We start from the raw sequence: 17,215 nt of genomic DNA, 5'->3' as shown, positions 1-17,215 counted from the left end.
ATGCCCAACCCCACCGCCATCGTGATCGAGGACGAGCCGCAGATCCGCCGCTTCGTGCGCGGCGCGCTCGAGGCCGAGGGCTGGCAGGTGCACGAGGCCGCGACGCTGCGCGAGGGCCTGGCGGCGGCCGGCACGCGCCAGCCGGACCTGTTGGTGCTCGACCTCGGCCTGCCCGACGGCGACGGCGTCTCGCTGATCCGCGACGTGCGCGGCTGGTCGAGCGTGCCGATCATCGTGCTCTCGGCGCGCACCGACGAGGCCGACAAGGTCGCCGCGCTCGATGCCGGCGCCGACGACTACCTGACCAAACCCTTCGGCACCGGCGAGCTGCTGGCCCGCGTGCGCGCCAACCTGCGCCGGCCGCGCACGGCAAGCGGCGCCGAAGAGCCCGAGCCGGTGTTCCGCTTCGGCGAGGTCGAGGTCGACCGCACGGCGCGGCTGGTGCGGCGCGCCGGCGCCGAGGTGCACCTCACGCCCACCGAATACCGGCTGCTCTCGGTGCTGGTCGCCAACGCCGGCCGCGTGCTCACGCAGCGCCAGCTGCTGCGCGAGGTGTGGGGCCCGTCGCACGGCGAGCAGAGCCACTACCTGCGCATCTACATGGGCCATCTGCGGCAGAAGCTCGAGGCCGACCCGGCGCAGCCACGGCACCTGCTGACGGAGACCGCGGTGGGTTACCGCTTGATGCCGTGACAATCGCCGGATGACCGACGCGCCTGTACTTTCACGCCTCAACAAACGCATGGCCGAACTCGGCCTGTGCTCGCGCCGCGAAGCCGACGACTGGATCGCGCAGGGCTGGGTCAAGGTCAACGGCCAGGTGGCCGAGATGGGCGTCAAGGTGGGGCCGGCCGACCGCATCGAGGTCGACAGGAAGGCGCAGAACCAGCAGCAGCAACAGGTCACGATCCTCTTGAACAAGCCGATGGGCTATGTGAGCGGCCAGGCCGAGGACGGGCACGAGCCGGCCGTGGTGCTGATCAACCCGCGCACCCACTGGCGCGAGGACCCGAGCCGCCACCGCTTCTCGCCGCCGCAGCTGCGCGGCCTGGCGCCAGCCGGCCGGCTCGACATCGATTCGGTGGGCCTCCTGGTGCTCACGCAGGACGGCCGCGTGGCGCGTCAGCTGATCGGCGAGGACTCGGAGATCGAGAAGGAATACCTGGTGCGCGTTTCCTACGGGCCGGTCGCTCAGAATTCTCAGGCCGCCTTTCCGCGCGAGCAGCTCGCGCGCCTGCGCCATGGCCTCGCGCTCGACGGCCAGCCGCTCAAGCCGGCGCAGGTCGAATGGCAGAACCCCGAGCAGCTGCGCTTCGTGCTCACCGAAGGCAAGAAGCGCCAGATCCGGCGCATGTGCGAGCTGGTCGGGCTCAAGGTCGTGGGCCTGAAGCGCATCCGCATCGGCCGCGTGGTGCTGGGCAACCTGCCGGTGGGGTTGTGGCGCTACCTGGGGCCGCACGAGCGCTTCTGACTCTAATGCGCCGCTAATACTTGCGGCCTAGGCTCGGGGACTCCTTCATGCAGGGGCCCCACATGAATTCCCCATCTACTGCCACCCTCGAACTCCAGGTCAACGGGACGCGCCATCGCGTGGCGGTCGCGCCCGAGGAGCCGCTCCTGTGGGTGCTGCGTGAGGACCTCGGCCATACCGGCGTCAAATTCGGCTGCGGCGTCGCGGCCTGCGGCGCCTGCACGGTGCACCTCGACGGCCAGGCCGTGCGCAGTTGCGCGCTGCCCGTTGCCGCGGCGGCCGGGCACCAGATTCTCACCATCGAAGGCCTGGCGGCGGCGCAGGGCGGAAGCGGCAAGGCGCTGCTGCATCCGCTGCAGCGCGCCTGGATCGCCCACCAGGTGCCGCAATGCGGCTACTGCCAGTCCGGCATGCTGATGGCCGCTGCCGCGCTGCTGGCGCACACGCCGAAACCGACCGACGAGCAGATCGACGGCGCGATCACCAACATCTGCCGCTGCGGCACCTACCCGCGCGTGCGCAAGGCCATCCACGCGGTGGCGGCCGGAGCCTTTGCATGAAGCGCCGCACGCTGCTGATCGGCTCGGCCGCCGCGACGGCCGGCGGGCTGGCCTTGGGCTATGTCGGGATGGCGGCCATGGGCCGCGGCCGCGGCTTGCCGGCCTCGGCCGCGGCGCCCGGCGAAGCGATCCTGGCCGGCTGGGTCAAGATCGGCGAGGACGACAGCGTGACCGTCTACCTGCCGCACGCCGACATGGGACAGGGCGTCGGCACCGCTCTCGCGATGATGCTGGCCGAGGAGCTCGACGCCGACTGGCCGCGCGTGCGCACCGAGCCGGCGCCGGGCGACGCGCGTTTCGCCAACCGCTTTCTGGCGCGCGGCTGGGTGCTGCAGAACCGGCAGATCCCGGCGCTGTTCGACGGCGTCATCGACACCACCTTCGGCACCATCGCGGGCTTCATCAAGCTGCAGATCACCGGCGGCTCCACCGCCGTGCGCTTCACCGGCCAGAGCGGCATGCGCATCACCGGCGCGCTGGCGCGCATGATGCTGGTCGAGGCGGCGGCGCAGCGCTGGGGCGTGCCCGCCGGCGAACTGAGCACGGCGGCCAGCCGGGTGCTGCACGCCGCCAGCGGCCGCAGCCTGCGCTACGGCGAACTGGCCGCAGAAGCAGCACGGCTGCCGCTGCCGTCGCAGCCGCGCTTCAAGCAGCCCGGTGACTACCGGCTGGTCGGCACTTCCGTGCCGCGGCTCGACATCCCGGCCAAGGTGGACGGCAGTGCGCAATACGGCATCGACGTGCGCCTGCCCGAGATGCGCTATGCCGCGGTGCTGGCGACGCCGCGGCACGGCGGCCGGCTGGTGGCGGTCGATCCCGCGCCGGCGCTCGCGATGGCCGGCGTCGAGCGCGTGGTCTCGCTGCCCGATGCGGTGGCGGTGATCGCGACGCGCTACACCACCGCGCGCCGCGCGCTGGCGGCGCTGCGGCCGCGCTTCGAGGGCGGCGACGAGAGTCTCTCCAGCGAACGCCTGTTCGCGGGCCAGCGTGCGGCGCTGGAGGGCGAAGGCAAGAGCCGGGTTGCGATCGGCAACGTGGTGCAGGCCTCCGTGGACGGCCGGCGGCGCGTCGATGCGCACTACCAGGTGCCCTTTCTGCACCATGCGGCCATGGAGCCGATGAACGCCACGGCGCAGCAGGCCGAAGGCCGCTTCAGCTACTGGGGCGGCACGCAGAACCTGTTGTGGGCGCGCAGCGAACTCGCAAAGCTCGCCGGCCTGCCGCTCGAGCGGGTGACGATGCACCCGATGCCGCTCGGCGGCTCCTTCGGCCGCCACGGGCTGCCGGAGATGTCCAACCACATCCCGCAGATCGCGCGCCTGGCCGCCGAGGCCAGTCCGCATCCGGTCAAGATGATCTGGAGCCGCGAAGAAGACTTCGCGCAGGGCGCCTACCGGCCGGCGCTCAGCAGCCGCGTGCAGGCGGTGCTCGACGCGGACGGGCGGCCCCTGAGCTGGGAGCAGCGCTACATCGACACCGCGGGCCGCAACGAGGCCTTCGAGATTCCCTACGCCATCGCGAACCAGTCGATCGAAGCGGTGGACCACCCGCACCCGATCCGCACCGGCGCCTGGCGCAGCGTCTCGCACACGCAGCACGGCTTCTATACCGAGACCTTCATCGACGAGCTCGCGCATGCCGCTCGGCAGGATCCCGTCGAATACCGCCGCGCGCTGCTGCCGGCCGGCTCGCGCCTCGCGCGCGTGCTCGACGAGGCCGCGCGGCGATCCGGCTGGCGCAGCGCGACGCCGGCCGGGCGGGCCCGCGGCATCGCGCTGGTGGAAAGCTTCGGCACCGCCGTGGCGCACGTGCTGGAGCTGTCGCTGTCGGACGAGGGCGTGCCGCGCGTGCACCGCATCACCTCGGCGGTCGATTGCGGCCGCGTGATCCATCCGGACACGGCGCGCCAGCAGGTCGAGGGCGCGATCCTCATGGGCCTGAGCGCGGCGCTCGGCGAGCAGATCACCGTGCAGGGCGGCGCCGTGCAGCAGCGCAACTTCACCGACTACCCGATCCTGCGCATGGCGCAGGTGCCGCCCGAGCTCGACATCCACTTCCTGGCCAGCGAGGGGCCGCTCGGCGGCCTGGGCGAGCCCGGCGTGCCGCCGGTGGCGCCGGCGCTCGGCAATGCGCTGTTCGCGCTGACCGGCCTGCGCATCCGCGCGCTGCCGGTGCTGCCGCAGCTGGCAGCCAGCGCTTCGGCGCGGCGGCTCGCAAAGGCCACGACGTCATAGGGCCTGTCGAAACGATCGGGAGGGCCGTGCTACCGTCGCGGCCAGAGAGAAAAAGCAATGCGTGTACTGCTGGTGGAAGACGATGAAATGATCGGGCGCAGCCTGCAGCAGGCGCTCGAGGGTGGAGGCTGGTCGGTCGACTGGGTGCGCGACGGCGCGCTGGCCCAGAGCGCCTTTGCCGACGGCGGCTACACCTGCGTGCTGCTCGATCTCGGGCTGCCCAAGCAGGACGGCACCGAGGTGCTGCGCCGCGCCCGCGAGCGCGGCGACACCACGCCGGTCCTGGTGCTCACCGCGCGCGACGGCCTGGAAGACCGCATCCAGGGCCTGGACCTCGGCGCCGACGACTACCTGCTCAAGCCCTTCGAGTTCCGCGAGCTGCTGGCGCGCATGCGCGCCGTGATCCGGCGCCGCGACGGCGCCGCGCATTCGGTGATCGGCAGCGGCGGGCTGCAGCTGGACCTGACCACGCGCGAGGTGCTGCGCAACGGCACGCGCGAAGCGCTGACGGCGCGCGAGTTCGCGCTGCTGCACGCGCTGCTGGAACGGCCCGGCGCGATCCTCTCGCGCGAGCAGCTGGAAAACCGCATCTACGGCTGGGGCGAAGAAGTCACGAGCAACGCGGTCGACGTGCTGATCCACGGCATGCGGCGCAAGCTCGGGCCCGAGGCGATCCGCAACGTGCGCGGGCTCGGATGGCGGGTGGCGGCGGCATGAAGAAAGCCTATCCCCGTCCCTGGTACATGCCCTGCTCGCTGCGCGGCAAGCTGCTGCTGTGGCTGGTGTCGCTGCACCTGATCGCGGCCGGCGCGGCGGCCTGGACCTCGTACATGAGCTACGGCCGCATGGTCCATACCTTCATGGACGACCAGATGCAGCTGCTGGCGAATTCCTATGCGGCCAACGACAGCACGCCGGACCTGCAGCCGCTCGGCGACCAGAGCGTCTTCAAGTGGGGCGCCTTCATCGTGCAGATCTGGAGCCCCGACGGCCGCCTGCTCGCGAGCTCGTGGCCGAAGCTGGCCGTGCCGCTGCAAGCCGAGCCCGGGCTGCGCGACGTGCGCACCGGTACCCGCCACGACGATGTCTGGCGCGTCTACACCGCGGCGCCGGGCACGCGGGCCGGGCAATCCCGCGTGCAGATCGCGCAGAGCGGCAGCTTCCTGCACCACGAGGTGAAGCACCGCGCCCTGTTCGCGGCCTTGCCGATCGTGCTGCTCTTGCCCGTCTCGCTGGCGGTACTGTGGCTCGTGGTGTGGCTCACCTCGTACTCGCTGCACGCGGTGGCGCGCGAGGTGGCGGCGCAGGACGAGCGCAGCCTGTCGGAGCTCTCGCTTGCGCGCGTGCCGGACGAGATCGCGCCGCTGGTGAGCGCCTTCAACAGCTTGCTCGCCCGCTTGCGCGAAGCCTTCGCGACGCAGCGGCGCTTCGTGCAGGACGCCGCGCACGAGCTGCGCACGCCGGTCGCCGCCATCGGGCTGCAGCTCGAGAACCTGCGCGCGCACGTGCCGCCCGGCGATGCGGCCGAGCGCTTCGGGCAGCTCGAGGCCGGCGTCACGCGCGCCCAGCACCTGATCGAGCAGCTGCTGCGCCTGTCGCGGCAGGAGAGCGCGGCGCCGGCCGCGGCGCCCGAGCAGGTCGACGTTGCGGCGCTGCTGCGCGAAAGCCTGGGCCAGCTGATGGTGGTGGCCGACCGGCGCCGCATCGACGTCGGCTTCGACGGCGAGGTGGCGCCCGTGGTCAGCGCCCCGGCAGCCGAGCTGCGCAGCGTGTTCGACAACCTGATCGACAACGCGCTGCGCCATGCGCCCGAAGGCGGCGTGGTCGACGTGCGGCTGCACGAGGTGCAGGGCCAGCCGGTGGTCGACGTGATGGACAACGGGCCCGGCATCCCGGAGGAATTCATGGCCCGCGTCTTCGACCGCTTCTTCCGCGTGCCCGGCACCTCCGCCGGCGGCAGCGGCCTCGGCCTCGCGATTGCGCGCACCGCGGCGCTGCGCAACGGCCTGCGCATTGCACTGAGCAACCGCAGCGACGACGCGCGGGGCGGCACCGGGCTGGTGGCGCGCGTGTACCTGACGGGATAGGGGCCTGGCGTCCGGGGCCTCCTTTCGGCTAGTGCTTCCGGTGAATGCTTTCGTACTCCGTGCGCAGTAGAGTGGGCGCTCACGACTGGGGGTCCTCCGTGATCACACTCGACATGCGCACCGTGCCCGGCCCGGTGACGGGCTTGGGCGCACACGACACGCCGGCACCGGCCTGGGACGCCCCCAACCGGGACAGCGCGCACATCCTGCCCGAGGGCACACGGCTGCTCGACTACGAGATCGTCGGCCCGATCGGCGAGGGCGGCTTCGGCATCGTCTACCTGGCCTGGGACCATGTCCGCGAGCGGCATGTCGCGATCAAGGAATACCTGCCGGCCGTCCTGGCTTCGCGCGCCAGCGCCTCGCCCGGGGTGGTGCTCAAGTCGCAGCGCCATGGCGACAGCTTTCGCATCGGCCTGCGCAGTTTCGTCAACGAGGCGCGGATCCTGGCGCGCTTCGATCATCCGGCGCTGGTCAGGGTGCTGCACTTCTGGGAAGGCAACGCAACGGCCTACATGGCGATGCCGTACTACGCGGGGCCCACGCTTGCGCGCGCGCTGGCCGAGATGGGCCGCGCACCCGACGAGGACGAAATCCTCGGCTGGCTGCGTCCGCTGGTGGACGCGCTCGGCACCATGCACGCGCTGAGCTGCTTCCATCGCGACATCGCGCCCGACAACATCCTGCTGACCGACGACGGCCCGGTGCTGCTGGATTTCGGCGCGGCGCGTCGCGTGATCGACGGCATGGGGGCCTCGCCGACGGTGGTGTTCAAGCCCGGCTTCGCGCCGATCGAGCAGTGCGGAGACGGCGCCTCGATGAAGCAAGGCGCATGGACCGACCTGTACGCGCTGGCCAGCGTGGTGTACATGGCGATCAGCGGGCGGCCGCCGGTCCCCTCGATCGAGCGCCTCATGGGCACCCCGCTGCAGCCGCTGTCCGAACTCGCGCGCGGCCGCTACAGTGTGTCTTTCCTGGCCGCCATCGACGCCGCGATGGCACTGCACCCGCACAACCGTCCGCAGAGCGTGGCCGAGTTCTGGGCGCAGCTGGGCGGTGATGGCGCGCGAGCTTCCCGCGCCGCGCCGCGCCCGTCGAAGCGGCGCGGCAGCAAGGGCAAGATCGCCGCGCTGGCGGCGACGGTGCTGGTGGTCGGCTTGGCTGCGGCCGGCTATTCCCGCTTCGGCGATCCGATCCGCACGGCGCCGCAGGCCTCGCTCGCGGCCCTGCCCGCGAGTTCGCTGCAAGCGAGTCCCGTGGCGACCAGTCCCGCGCCGGCCAAACCGGTGCAGGCACGCGTGATGCCGGCCAGTCCCCAGCGGGCGACGCCGGAGGCACCGACGCGCGCGATCGCTGCATGGCCCCCGGCCCCGCTCGACACGCTGGAAGAGCCGTCCGGCGCGGCTGAAGCCGCGCTGCGCGCGCTGGGCATCCAGCCGGTGCCGCAGCCGACGACGAGCGTGTCCATCGAGCCACCACCCCCCGCGCGGCGCGAGATACGACGCGAGGCGCGGCGTGAGGCGAGGCGCGAGGCGCGGGCACCGGCGCCGGCGCCGGAGCTCGAGCAAGCCCCGCGTCCGGCCCCGGCCCAGGTCGCCCGGACCGAAGCCGTGCCGCAGGACAACCGGTGCGCCGAGATTCTTCAACGGGCCTCGCTCGAACCCCTGTCGCCCGGCGAGGCTGCCTTACTGAGAAGGGGATGCGAATGATCACCACGACCTTCGCTCGCTGGCTGCCGGCCGTGTTCGGGTCCGGCGCCGTGCTGCTCGTCTGGGGGCTGGCCGGCTGCGCCGCGCCGCCTGCCGCTCCGTCCAAGGGCGAACTGTCCTTCGAGCAGGCCGTCGCGCAGGTCACTGACGGCCTCGTCGTGCAGACGCAGAAGCAGCCGGCCTTCATCGCCAGGATGGGCGCCAAGCGCGGCGTGGTGCTCGATCCGATGATCGATGCCGGCAGCGCGCAGCAGACCGTGGCCACGCAACTGCTGCAGGAGCGGGTCGGCGAGCGGCTGGGCTCGAAGTACGACGCGATCGAGATCCTGCCCTTCCGGAGCGCCAACCTGGGCAAGGCCCGCTACCTGCTCACGGGCACCATGACGCGGCTGTCGGTGAGCGAGGCGCGCAGCCCGCTGCGCATCGATCTCGCGCTGACCGAACTGGCCACCGGCATCGTGGCCGCCCAGTCCTCGGCCGTGGCGCGCGACGATGGCCTGGACCACACGCCGCTGCCCTACGACCGCGACACGCCCGTGCCCACCAAGGACCTGGTCATCGAGAGCTACGTGCGCACCACCGCCACGCCGCCCGGCCAGCGCGCCGATCCGTACTACCTGGAGCGCCTCGCGGTGGCACCGGTGATCAAGGAGGCCACCACGCACTACAACGCCGAGCGCTATGAGGAGGCGCTGACCCGGTACAGCGCCGCCGGCGCAACGTCCAACGGCGAACAGCTGCGCGTGCTCAACGGCATCTATCTGAGTTCGGCGAAGCTGGGCCGCACGGCCGAGGCCGAGCAGGCCTTCGGCAAGATCGTCGCCTACGGCATTGCCAACCGGCAGCTCGGCGTGAAGTTCCTGTTCAATCCGGGCGGCACCGCGTTCTGGTCGGACGCCAAGATCAGCAGCCCCTACGCCATGTGGCTGCGCGAGATCGCCAGGGCAAGCGCCGATGCCAGGGTCTGCATGGACATCGTCGGCCATACCAGCCGCACCGGCTCGGTGGCGTTCAACGACACGCTGTCGATGCAGCGCGCGCGCTACATCCGCCAGCGGCTGGTCGGCGAATCCACCGTGCTGGGCGAGCGCACCACGCCCAGCGGCAAGGGTTTTCGCGAGAACATCATCGGCAGCGGCACCGACGATGCGGTCGATGCGCTGGACCGCCGGGTCGAGTTCAGGATCGTGGGCTGCGGCTGATACGGTCACGCCAGGTCGAAAGGCAACTGGCGCAGCGGCTTGCCGGTCAGTCGCGCAACGGCATTGGCGAACGCGGGGGCCAGCGGCGGCAGGCCGGGCTCGCCCATGCCGGTGGGCGGCTCAGCGCTGGGCACGATGTGGACATCGAACTCCGGCATGTGGGTGATGCGGGCCACGGTGAAATCGCCGAAATTGCTCTGCTGCACAACGCCCTCCTTCAATGTGATGGCGCCGCCGGGCAGGCATATCGACAGACCCATGGCCGCCGCGCCCTGCACCTGCGCCTCCACGCTGCGCGGGTTCACTGCCAGGTTGCAGTGCACGCCGGCGGTGACCCGGTGCAGCACCGGCTGGCCGTCGCGTACAGAGGCTTCCGCCACGTAGGCCACCACGGACTTGAAGGACTCGTGCACTGCCACGCCCCAGGCCCGGCCGGCCGGCAGCTGCTTCTTGCCGTAGCCGCTCTGGTCCACCGCCAGTTGCAGCGCGGCGCGGTGCCGCGGGTGTTTGTCGCCGAACAGCTGCATCCGGTAGGCCACCGGGTCCTGCTGGGTGCTGCGGGCGATCTCGTCGATCAAGGTCTCCATCACGAAGGCGGTGTGGGTGGAACCCACGCTGCGCCACCACAGCACCGGCACGTTGAGCTTGGGGTGATGCACGGTCAGCCGCATCGGCAGCGCGTAGGGATCGCGCATGCCCTCCGTGGCCGTGGCGTCGATGCCGTTCTTCACCTGGAAGGGCTCGAACACCGAGCCCGTGGTGATGGACTGGCCGACGATGACGTGGTCCCAGGCCAGCACTTTGCCGCGCTCGTCGAAGCCGATGCGTGCGCGGTGCAGGTGCATAGGGCGGTAGTAGCCGCCCTTGATGTCGTCCTCGCGGCTCCACAGCAGGCGCACCGGCACGTTCAGGCCGGCGGCGCGTGCCGCCTTGGCGATCTCGCAGGCCTCGACCACGAAGTCGCTCGTGCTCGAGAAACGCCGGCCGAAGCCGCCGCCCGCCGTCTGCACATGCACTGCCACCTGCTCGGGCTTGAGGCCCAGCACGCGCGCGACCGCGGCAGCGTCCAGACCGGGGCACTGGGAGCCGGTCCACACCTCGGCGCGCCCTTCGGACAGCTTGACGGTGCAGTTCAGCGGCTCCATGGGCGCATGGGCCAGGTAGGGAAACACGAACTCGGCTTCCAGTTGCCGGGGCGCCGTGGCCAGCGGCGCCATGTCGGCGTCGAACTTGCGCGGACCGGGCTGAGCCGCCAGCTCGCGGTACTGGGCCAGTTGCTTTTCGCTGTCCACCTTCTCGACGGCGGCCGTGTCCCACTGCAGCTTCAGCGCGTCGCGCCCCAGCTTGGCTGGCCAGTAGCCGTCGGCCACCACGGCCACGCCTTCGGCACCGCGGTCCAGCGGCACGCGCAGCACGGCCTTCACACCCTTGACGGCACGCGCCGCGCTGTCGTCCACCGAGGCCAGGCGGGCGCCGAACACCGGCGGATGGGCGACGACCGCCGTGAGCTGGCCGGGATGCTTGACGTCGATGCCGAAGTCTTGGCGCCCGCTGCTCTTGGCGCGCGCGTCCAGGCGCGTGGTGGGGCGGCCGATGAGGCGGAAGTCCTTGGGGTCCTTCAGCGTGACCTTCTCGGGCACCGGCAGGGCCATGGCCGCTTCGGCCAGCTCGCCGTAGCCCAGCCTGCGGCCACCCGGGCCCAGCACCGTGCCGGCCTGCGTGCGCAGCGTGGCCGCGTCGACGTTCCAGCGCGCCGCCGCCGCCGCCAGCAGCATGGCCCGGGCGCGCGCACCGAGCTCGCGGTACTGCGTGAAGCTGTTCTTGATCGAATTCGAGCCGCCGGTGAGGTGAATGCCGAAGGCCGGGTCGAGGTAGGCGGCGTCGTTCGAGCCGTTGCGGCTGCGCACCAGGCGCCAGTCCGCATCCAGTTCCTCGGCCAGGATCATCGGCAAGCCGGTCTGCACACCCTGGCCGAACTCCAGCCGGTTGATGGTCACCGTGACTTCGCCGCTGGGTGCGATCTGCACGAAGGCCGAGGGCTGCTGCGTCGGCTTGAGGGCGCTGGCCGCCTGGCCGGCGCCGTTGGCCTGCGCCGTTGCCAGGTGAGGAAAGGCGCCGAGCGCCAGGCCGCCGGCACCGGCCAGCTTCAGGAAGCTGCGGCGAGGCAGCGTGGCGGCTTCGTCGGCCGGGCCTACGGCCATCAGGCGCTGCATGGCGCGTGGCAGTTCGCGATAGTCGATGTTGGGCAACATGGCGCCTCCTTCAGGCGAGGGTTTTGGCGGCATCGGCCACCGCGGCGCGGATGCGGGCGTAGGTGCCGCAGCGGCAGATGTTGCCGGCCATGGCCGAATCGATCTCCGCAGCGCTGGGCTGCTTGCCCCGAGGCAGCGATTTGAGGAAGGCCGTCGCGCTCATGATCTGGCCGCTCTGGCAGTAGCCGCACTGCGCCACGTCGTGCTTGACCCATGCGGTGTGTACCGCTGCGCCGACCCGGTCGCTGCCATCGGTCGTTGCTTCGATGGTGGTGATCTTCTTGCCCTCGGCGGCGGAAATGGGCGTGACGCACGACCGGATGGCCTGGCCATCCAGATGCACGGTGCAGGCGCCGCACAGCGCGGCGCCGCAACCGAACTTGGTGCCGGTCATGCCCAGCGTGTCGCGCAGGGCCCAGAGGATGGGGGTGCCGGGGTCGGCGTCGACCGTGCGCTCACGGCCGTTGATGTTGAGCGCGCTCATTGGAAGCTCCCGTCGGTCGACGTGGAAAGGTCCTCGAGGGCGTGCACTGCCTTCAGTCGAGCCTCCACGGCCGGCGCAACCACTGCTATCGCGTCACCCCCCGCCACGAACAACCGCGGCGGAATCGCCATGCCCGAGAGCTTCACCAGGACTTGGCCGAGCTTCTCGGGATCGCCCGGCTGCTGGCCAGCGTAGGGGGACCACATCTCCTGGGCGCCTTGCTCCGCGGCAGCGTAGTCGTCGATGCGGCCGCTCGGCCATTTGACATTGGCCGCGTCCAGCAGGTCCGTGCGGAAGAAGCCCGGCTCTACAGCCGTGACCTTGATCCCGAACTTCTCGACTTCCTCGGCCACCGCAAGTGAAAGGCCCTCGACGGCGAACTTGCTCGCGCCGTATGCGCTGCAGTGCTTCAGCCCGACAACGCCGGCAACGGAACTCATGTTGATGATGTGACCGGAGCGCTGCTTGCGCATGACCGGCAGCGCTGCCCGCATCACGTTGCTCACGCCCCAGAAATTGGTTGCGAACTGGCGCTCGATGTCTTGCGTGCTCAGCTCCTCGAAGTTGCCAAGCAGGCTGTAGCCGGCATTGTTCAGCACCACGTCGATGCGGCCGAACCTTTTCACCGCCTGGTCGACGGCAGTCGATGCTTGCGCCTCATCGGAGACGTCCAGCTGGAGAATCTCCAGGTCGTCGCTCGCAACGTCGCGCAGGGCATTGCGCAGTTTCTGCATGTTCCTGCCGGTGGCGACGACGCGATCACCGGCCGTCAATGCGGCCTTGACAGTGCCGGCACCGATACCGCTTCCCGCACCGGTGATGAACCAGACTTTGCGCATGATGTGTTCCTTGTGATTACTTGGCGCCGTCGAGCGCCCATTGCGCAAGCGACTGCAGATCGGCATCGGGGATCTGGGCTTGCGCCGGCATGGGCATTGCGCCCCACTTTCCCGAGCTGCCGGCCTTGATGCTTGCAGCCAGCTGTGCGGCAGTTCCTTTTCCCTCGCCGTACCGTGCCCCGATGTCTTTCCAGGATGGGCCAACCGCTTTGGCCGTGGGCTGGTGGCATGCGACGCACGCGTACTTCTGCGCCAGCGCCTGGCTGGCCACTACGCGGGTCGGCCACGCGACGCTCACACAGATACCCAGAACCACAACGAGAGAGGCCGCCAAGGAACCGTGGGTGGCCGTGCCGTGGTCAGTGCTGCGTTGCTGTTTCCAGTCTTGCGTCATTTCTGTTTCATCCTCTATGGGGTGGGTCGACTCTAGGAGCTGGCATAAAAAAGAAAAAGTGGTCAATGCTGAATTCCTTGTGAAGCTAAGCTTCAAGGTATGAAACTCAGCCAACTGGATGGATTGATGGCGTTCTGGAAAGTGGCAGAACATCGCGGGTTCACCGCTGCTGCTGCGGACCTGGAGGTATCACCTTCTGCCCTGAGCCAGGCTATCCGGCAGCTGGAGACACGGTTGGGCGTGCGCCTGCTGAATCGGACCACGCGAAGCGTCAGCCTGACTGAAGCCGGCCAGGCCTACCTCGCCCGGATCGGCCCCGCCCTCGGTCAAGTCATCGATGCGGGGGAGGAACTGCACGTCCTTCAGGGGCGGCCTGCCGGCACATTGCGCCTGAACGCCGCGCGGATTTCCACCGCGCTGGTCCTGCAACCCATACTGGCCGGCTTCCTCCAAGAGCACCCCTACGTTCAGCTTGAACTCACCAACGATGAGGGCTTCGTAGACATCGTCGAGAAAGGTTTCGACGCTGGAATCCGTTTTGGCGAGAGCATCCACCGGGACATGGTCGCAGTGCCCATCGGCGGACCGGTCGCCGTCGCGGTGGTTGCGTCACCGGAGTACCTGCGGCGGATTCCCGCGCCTCGTCATCCGAATGACCTTGTGCGTCACAACTGCGTGCGCTTTCGCTTTGCGGCCACAGGTGCAATCTACAAATGGGAATTCGAGGTGGACGGTCGCCCGGTGGACTACGAGATCACGGGCAACCTCACCATCAGCGACACGATGTTCGGCCTGGAAGCTGCGCTCGAAGGCGTCGGATTGGCCTACACCTTCGAGCAGCTGGCGCGGCCCTACATCCGAGCCAAGCGCCTGAAGCGCGTATTGACTTCGTTCTCGCCGACGTTCCCTGGCTTTTACCTGTACTACCCCAGCAGGCACGACCAGCCTTCGAAACTGAAGGCGCTGATCGAGTACGTCAGCCGGCGCACGTCCTGCACGGAACACAATCTTGCCGCGCTCAAGGCGGCATTGAGCATGCAGCGCGCGCACTAACTCGACCAACTTGCCGGTGTCGGCAAAGGCGAGCGCCCGGCTCAGCTGCTGCGCCGGCTGAAGCGGTGGTGGGGTGGACTCGCCTAACTCTCGCCTAACTCTTCGCTAACGATCGGCTCAATCTGCCTGCCTAGAGTGAAGCCCAGGTCAGCCGCGATGCATGTCGCATGCGGCGCGAGACCTGCCGGTCATCCCAGTCTTGGAGTTCATCACCATGCAAGCAGCCTCCCTGAAGTTTCTCGCCGTCACCACTTTCAGCGCCCTTGCCGCGCTGGGCTCGGTCGCCGCCCAGGCCGAAAGCTATGACGGCGTGCACAGCCACGTGTCGGCCCTGAGCCGCGCCGATGTGGACGCGGAAGCGGTTCGCAGCGCCGTCGCGCCCAATCAGAACGTGGTGCGCGGCTCGCGCGGCGCGGAACCCTTCAAGGCGGTCGCCGACCGTTCCGCCGTGGCCCAGGAAGCGATGCGCGCAGCCTACGCGCCGGACCAGAACGTGTCCTCCGGTTCGCGCGTGAACAGCAAGGTGATCTCGACGATGCGCAATCCGATGGACCGGCGCACCGCGGCCGGCGCGAGCAGGCTCTGATTGGCGCCGCCCGTCCACCGAACGCGGCCGCTTGCGGCCGCGCTGCTTTTCATTCTGATTGCCTTCATGACCACCCTCGGATTGAGCGCCTGCGGGACCGCCCGCTATCCCGAATCGCCGCAGTTCCGCGACGGCAGTTTTCGCAACCCCGTGACGCCCCAGACCGTCGGCTGGCGCGAGATGCCCAGGGTCCTCTGGCGCTTCATGTTCGACAAGCCGGCCGAGGCCTCGCCTGCCGCGCCCTTGCCCGTGGCCAGCCTTACGCGCGAGCAGCTGCTGGCCGCGCCTGACCAGACGCTGGTGCGCCTCGGGCACTCGACCGTGCTCATGAAGCTGCAAGGCGCCTTCTGGTTGACCGACCCCGTGTTCTCCGAGCGCGCCTCGCCGGTACAGTGGGCCGGGCCGAAGCGCTTTCATGCGCCGCCGATTTCGATCGACGGGCTGCCGCCGATCAGGGGCGTGGTGCTGTCGCACGACCACTACGACCATCTGGACCGTGCCGCGATCCTGCAGCTGGCGGCAAGAGTCGATCACTTCCTGGCGCCGCTGGGCGTCGGCGACCTGCTCGTCGAATGGGGCGTGGATCCGGCCAAGGTCCGGCAGCTGGACTGGTGGCAATCCACCACGGTGGACGGCATCCGCTTCGTCGCGACGCCGGCGCAGCATTTCTCGGGGCGCAGCCTGTTCAGCGACAACCCCACGCTGTGGGCCTCGTGGGTCATCCAGTCGGAATCGTTCAGGCTCTTCTTCAGCGGCGACACCGGCTACTTCGACGGCTTCAAGGCGATCGGCGAGAAGTACGGGCCCTTCGACGTCACGCTGATCGAGTGCGGCGCCTACGACCGCCAATGGTCCGGCGTCCACATGCAGCCCGAAGAGACTTTGCAGGCCCATCTGGACTTGCGCGGCAAGCGCCTGCTGCCGGTGCACAACGGCACCTTCGATCTGGCGCTGCACGACTGGCACGACCCGCTGGCGCGCATCGCCACCCTCGCCGCGGCGCGCGGCGTGGACCTGATGACACCCCAGATCGGGCAGGCGGTCGACATGAAGGCGCCGTCGGTGGTGACCGCCTGGTGGGCGCGGGTCGACTGAGGACACGAGAAGCCAAGCCATGTCGCAAGCGAACTGGGATCGCAGCACGATCGGCCGCGCGGGCCGTTTCGAAGGCAAGCTGATCGTCGTGGCCGGCGCCGCCTCGGGCATCGGCCGCGCCGTGGGGGCCGCTTTCGCGGTCGAAGGCGGCCGCGTGCTCTTCTGCGGCCGCGGCGAAGCGCTGGGCCCCGAGGTCGAGGCCGCCATCCGGGCGGCCGGCGGCGAGGCGCTCTGCGTGCGCGCCGACATGCTGAGGGAAGAAGAGCTCAAGGCCTTCGTCGAGCGAGGTCAGCTTGTCCTAAGCGTGGCTTCCTAGAGTCCTCGATGGACGATCCGTCGCGGCGCATGTCGCGCCCGCGGCGCGATCGGCCCATCCTTGTCGAGGAGACAACCATGCATGCTTCCACACGCTGGATGGCGCTCGCCGCGGTCGCCGCGCTCGCATCCTTCGGCGCTGCATTCGCGCAGGCGCAGGAGATCACCGACGGTTCCGACTACCACCCGCTCATGATGAACTCGCCGCCGAGCGCCGAGGTGCAGGCCGGCGCGGTGGCGGCCGCGCATCCGGCCGGCACCGAGGTCGAGGGCCAGTCGACGGCTGCGCCGGCGATGAGCTCCAAGGTGTCCGAGACCGAGGTCTATGCCGGCGCGCTCGCCGCTTCCCATGCGAGCGGCACCGAGCTGCCGGGCCAGTCGACCTCGCCGATGCCGCCCTCGGGCAGCAGCCACTGAGCCCGCTCAGAGGCCGTGAACCAGCAACAGGCCCTGCGGCGGCGTCGGAATCTTCAGCGTTGTCTCGCCGACGCGGTGGAACCGGTATTCGCGGCCGTTGAGCATCACGCTGGGCCTGTTGGTCCAGACGCGGTACTCGTACCCGTCCGTCACCGGCGTCACCTGCAGCACGCGGAACACGGGCGGAATGATCACCGTGAAGTTCAGGCCTCCGGTCGCGCTGTTCACGCCGAGCGTGGTCTCGGCTGTGCAGGCCAGCGGCAGCAGCAGCAGGGCGGTGAGGGCGCTTTTCATGCAAACCCCCGTTGAGAACGCGCTTCCGTACATATGGCGGCACCCAAGAAAAAACAGGACAGGCAGGCGTCGCATCGACGACCGGTCCTTTGGATATCGGCGGAGTCACGGAAAAATGAAGGGTCGGCGGGATCCGTGGCCTCCGTTGCCGGCCAGTAAATACCCTGCCGCGGCGCAGCGCAACCGACTTAAGTCGTAGGACGCGTGCGCAACGCGCCGCCGC

At 69.8% G+C, this 17,215-nt stretch carries 18 protein-coding genes; 13 read left to right on the top strand and 5 right to left on the bottom strand.

From position 1 onward, the window contains the following. From kdpE to ACSQ86_RS26460, 8 genes are all read left to right on the top strand, one after another. Complete coding sequence (gene kdpE / locus ACSQ86_RS26495) at positions 1-693, top strand: two-component system response regulator KdpE (protein ID WP_436305743.1); 693 nt, start codon at positions 1-3, stop codon at positions 691-693. A 10-nt stretch (positions 694-703) separates the two neighbouring features. After that, positions 704-1,471, top strand: a complete 768-nt coding sequence (locus tag ACSQ86_RS26490) for a pseudouridine synthase (protein WP_436294010.1) — start codon at positions 704-706, stop codon at positions 1,469-1,471. 62 nt (positions 1,472-1,533) lie between these two features. Further along, a complete protein-coding gene (locus ACSQ86_RS26485) occupies positions 1,534-2,031 on the top strand; it encodes a (2Fe-2S)-binding protein (protein ID WP_436305742.1) in 498 nt (165 codons plus the stop codon). Beyond that, a complete protein-coding gene (locus ACSQ86_RS26480; RefSeq protein WP_436305741.1) occupies positions 2,028-4,265 on the top strand; it encodes a molybdopterin cofactor-binding domain-containing protein in 2,238 nt (745 codons plus the stop codon). Before ACSQ86_RS26485 ends, ACSQ86_RS26480 begins: the two co-directional genes overlap by 4 nt. A gap of 57 nt (positions 4,266-4,322) precedes the next feature. Then, positions 4,323-4,982 carry a response regulator gene (locus tag ACSQ86_RS26475; RefSeq protein WP_436305740.1) on the top strand — a complete coding sequence of 220 codons (660 nt, stop codon included), beginning with the start codon at positions 4,323-4,325 and terminating at the stop codon, positions 4,980-4,982. Continuing rightward, positions 4,979-6,352 (top strand): sensor histidine kinase, encoded by a 1,374-nt coding sequence (locus tag ACSQ86_RS26470; RefSeq protein WP_436309927.1) that lies wholly within the window; start codon positions 4,979-4,981, stop codon positions 6,350-6,352. Before ACSQ86_RS26475 ends, ACSQ86_RS26470 begins: the two co-directional genes overlap by 4 nt. 98 nt (positions 6,353-6,450) lie before the next feature. After that, the gene (locus tag ACSQ86_RS26465) at positions 6,451-8,061 is read left to right on the top strand and encodes a serine/threonine protein kinase (protein WP_436305737.1); all 1,611 of its coding nucleotides are present in this window, start codon (positions 6,451-6,453) and stop codon (positions 8,059-8,061) included. After that, complete coding sequence (locus ACSQ86_RS26460; RefSeq protein WP_436309926.1) at positions 8,058-9,263, top strand: OmpA family protein; 1,206 nt, start codon at positions 8,058-8,060, stop codon at positions 9,261-9,263. The genes ACSQ86_RS26465 and ACSQ86_RS26460 overlap by 4 nt, the downstream gene beginning before the upstream one ends. 5 nt (positions 9,264-9,268) lie before the next feature. Here the strand turns inward: ACSQ86_RS26460 and ACSQ86_RS26455 are convergent, their stop codons facing one another. Genes ACSQ86_RS26455 through ACSQ86_RS26440 form a run of 4 tightly spaced genes read right to left on the bottom strand, consistent with a single transcriptional unit; the run spans position 9,269 to position 13,232 of the window. Further along, the gene (locus ACSQ86_RS26455; protein WP_436309925.1) at positions 9,269-11,515 is read right to left on the bottom strand and encodes a molybdopterin cofactor-binding domain-containing protein; all 2,247 of its coding nucleotides are present in this window, start codon (positions 11,513-11,515) and stop codon (positions 9,269-9,271) included. Positions 11,516-11,525: 10 nt separating this feature from the next. Continuing rightward, positions 11,526-11,999: a (2Fe-2S)-binding protein gene (locus ACSQ86_RS26450; protein ID WP_436305734.1), complete on the bottom strand. Its 474-nt coding sequence runs from the start codon at positions 11,997-11,999 to the stop codon at positions 11,526-11,528. Next, a complete protein-coding gene (locus ACSQ86_RS26445; protein ID WP_436309924.1) occupies positions 11,996-12,838 on the bottom strand; it encodes an SDR family oxidoreductase in 843 nt (280 codons plus the stop codon). The genes ACSQ86_RS26450 and ACSQ86_RS26445 overlap by 4 nt, the downstream gene beginning before the upstream one ends. A 16-nt stretch (positions 12,839-12,854) precedes the next feature. Then, the gene (locus ACSQ86_RS26440) at positions 12,855-13,232 is read right to left on the bottom strand and encodes a c-type cytochrome (RefSeq protein ID WP_436309923.1); all 378 of its coding nucleotides are present in this window, start codon (positions 13,230-13,232) and stop codon (positions 12,855-12,857) included. A gap of 99 nt (positions 13,233-13,331) precedes the next feature. Here ACSQ86_RS26440 and ACSQ86_RS26435 point away from each other — a divergent pair, with 99 nt between their 5' ends. The 5 genes from ACSQ86_RS26435 (at position 13,332) to ACSQ86_RS26415 (ending at position 16,698) form a co-directional block, all read left to right on the top strand. Next, entirely contained in the window at positions 13,332-14,285 is a 954-nt protein-coding gene (locus ACSQ86_RS26435; protein WP_436305731.1) for a LysR substrate-binding domain-containing protein, read from the top strand. A 214-nt stretch (positions 14,286-14,499) separates the two neighbouring features. Then, a complete protein-coding gene (locus ACSQ86_RS26430; RefSeq protein ID WP_436306362.1) occupies positions 14,500-14,871 on the top strand; it encodes a DUF4148 domain-containing protein in 372 nt (123 codons plus the stop codon). 66 nt (positions 14,872-14,937) lie between these two features. Next, a complete protein-coding gene (locus ACSQ86_RS26425; protein ID WP_436305730.1) occupies positions 14,938-15,966 on the top strand; it encodes an MBL fold metallo-hydrolase in 1,029 nt (342 codons plus the stop codon). 19 nt (positions 15,967-15,985) lie between these two features. Beyond that, on the top strand, positions 15,986-16,282 hold the full coding sequence (locus ACSQ86_RS26420) for an SDR family NAD(P)-dependent oxidoreductase (RefSeq protein ID WP_436294022.1): 297 nt from the start codon (positions 15,986-15,988) through the stop codon (positions 16,280-16,282). Between the two features lie 77 nt (positions 16,283-16,359). Beyond that, complete coding sequence (locus ACSQ86_RS26415) at positions 16,360-16,698, top strand: hypothetical protein (protein WP_436294023.1); 339 nt, start codon at positions 16,360-16,362, stop codon at positions 16,696-16,698. A 6-nt stretch (positions 16,699-16,704) separates the two neighbouring features. Here the strand turns inward: ACSQ86_RS26415 and ACSQ86_RS26410 are convergent, their stop codons facing one another. Then, entirely contained in the window at positions 16,705-16,992 is a 288-nt protein-coding gene (locus tag ACSQ86_RS26410; RefSeq protein WP_436305728.1) for a hypothetical protein, read from the bottom strand. Between the last annotated feature and the right edge of the window lie 223 nt (positions 16,993-17,215).

It is taken from the genome of Variovorax sp. LjRoot130 (genome assembly GCF_964253755.1).
Classification (GTDB): Bacteria; Pseudomonadota; Gammaproteobacteria; order Burkholderiales; family Burkholderiaceae_C; genus Variovorax.
This window is presented reverse-complemented; position numbering and strand designations above follow the sequence as displayed.

Bases quoted from the DNA above. Each gene is read 5' to 3' on its own strand.
- kdpE (WP_436305743.1), top strand. From the start codon at position 1: ATGCCCAACCCCACCGCCATCGTGATCGAGGACGAGCCGCAGATCCGC.
- ACSQ86_RS26490 (WP_436294010.1), top strand. From the start codon at position 704: ATGACCGACGCGCCTGTACTTTCACGCCTCAACAAACGCATGGCCGAA.
- ACSQ86_RS26485 (WP_436305742.1), top strand. From the start codon at position 1,534: ATGAATTCCCCATCTACTGCCACCCTCGAACTCCAGGTCAACGGGACG.
- ACSQ86_RS26480 (WP_436305741.1), top strand. From the start codon at position 2,028: ATGAAGCGCCGCACGCTGCTGATCGGCTCGGCCGCCGCGACGGCCGGC.
- ACSQ86_RS26475 (WP_436305740.1), top strand. From the start codon at position 4,323: ATGCGTGTACTGCTGGTGGAAGACGATGAAATGATCGGGCGCAGCCTG.
- ACSQ86_RS26470 (WP_436309927.1), top strand. From the start codon at position 4,979: ATGAAGAAAGCCTATCCCCGTCCCTGGTACATGCCCTGCTCGCTGCGC.
- ACSQ86_RS26460 (WP_436309926.1), top strand. From the start codon at position 8,058: ATGATCACCACGACCTTCGCTCGCTGGCTGCCGGCCGTGTTCGGGTCC.
- ACSQ86_RS26455 (WP_436309925.1), bottom strand. From the start codon at position 11,515: ATGTTGCCCAACATCGACTATCGCGAACTGCCACGCGCCATGCAGCGC.
- ACSQ86_RS26450 (WP_436305734.1), bottom strand. From the start codon at position 11,999: ATGAGCGCGCTCAACATCAACGGCCGTGAGCGCACGGTCGACGCCGAC.
- ACSQ86_RS26445 (WP_436309924.1), bottom strand. From the start codon at position 12,838: ATGCGCAAAGTCTGGTTCATCACCGGTGCGGGAAGCGGTATCGGTGCC.
- ACSQ86_RS26440 (WP_436309923.1), bottom strand. From the start codon at position 13,232: ATGACGCAAGACTGGAAACAGCAACGCAGCACTGACCACGGCACGGCC.
- ACSQ86_RS26435 (WP_436305731.1), top strand. From the start codon at position 13,332: ATGAAACTCAGCCAACTGGATGGATTGATGGCGTTCTGGAAAGTGGCA.
- ACSQ86_RS26430 (WP_436306362.1), top strand. From the start codon at position 14,500: ATGCAAGCAGCCTCCCTGAAGTTTCTCGCCGTCACCACTTTCAGCGCC.
- ACSQ86_RS26425 (WP_436305730.1), top strand. From the start codon at position 14,938: ATGACCACCCTCGGATTGAGCGCCTGCGGGACCGCCCGCTATCCCGAA.
- ACSQ86_RS26420 (WP_436294022.1), top strand. From the start codon at position 15,986: ATGTCGCAAGCGAACTGGGATCGCAGCACGATCGGCCGCGCGGGCCGT.
- ACSQ86_RS26415 (WP_436294023.1), top strand. From the start codon at position 16,360: ATGCATGCTTCCACACGCTGGATGGCGCTCGCCGCGGTCGCCGCGCTC.
- ACSQ86_RS26410 (WP_436305728.1), bottom strand. From the start codon at position 16,992: ATGAAAAGCGCCCTCACCGCCCTGCTGCTGCTGCCGCTGGCCTGCACA.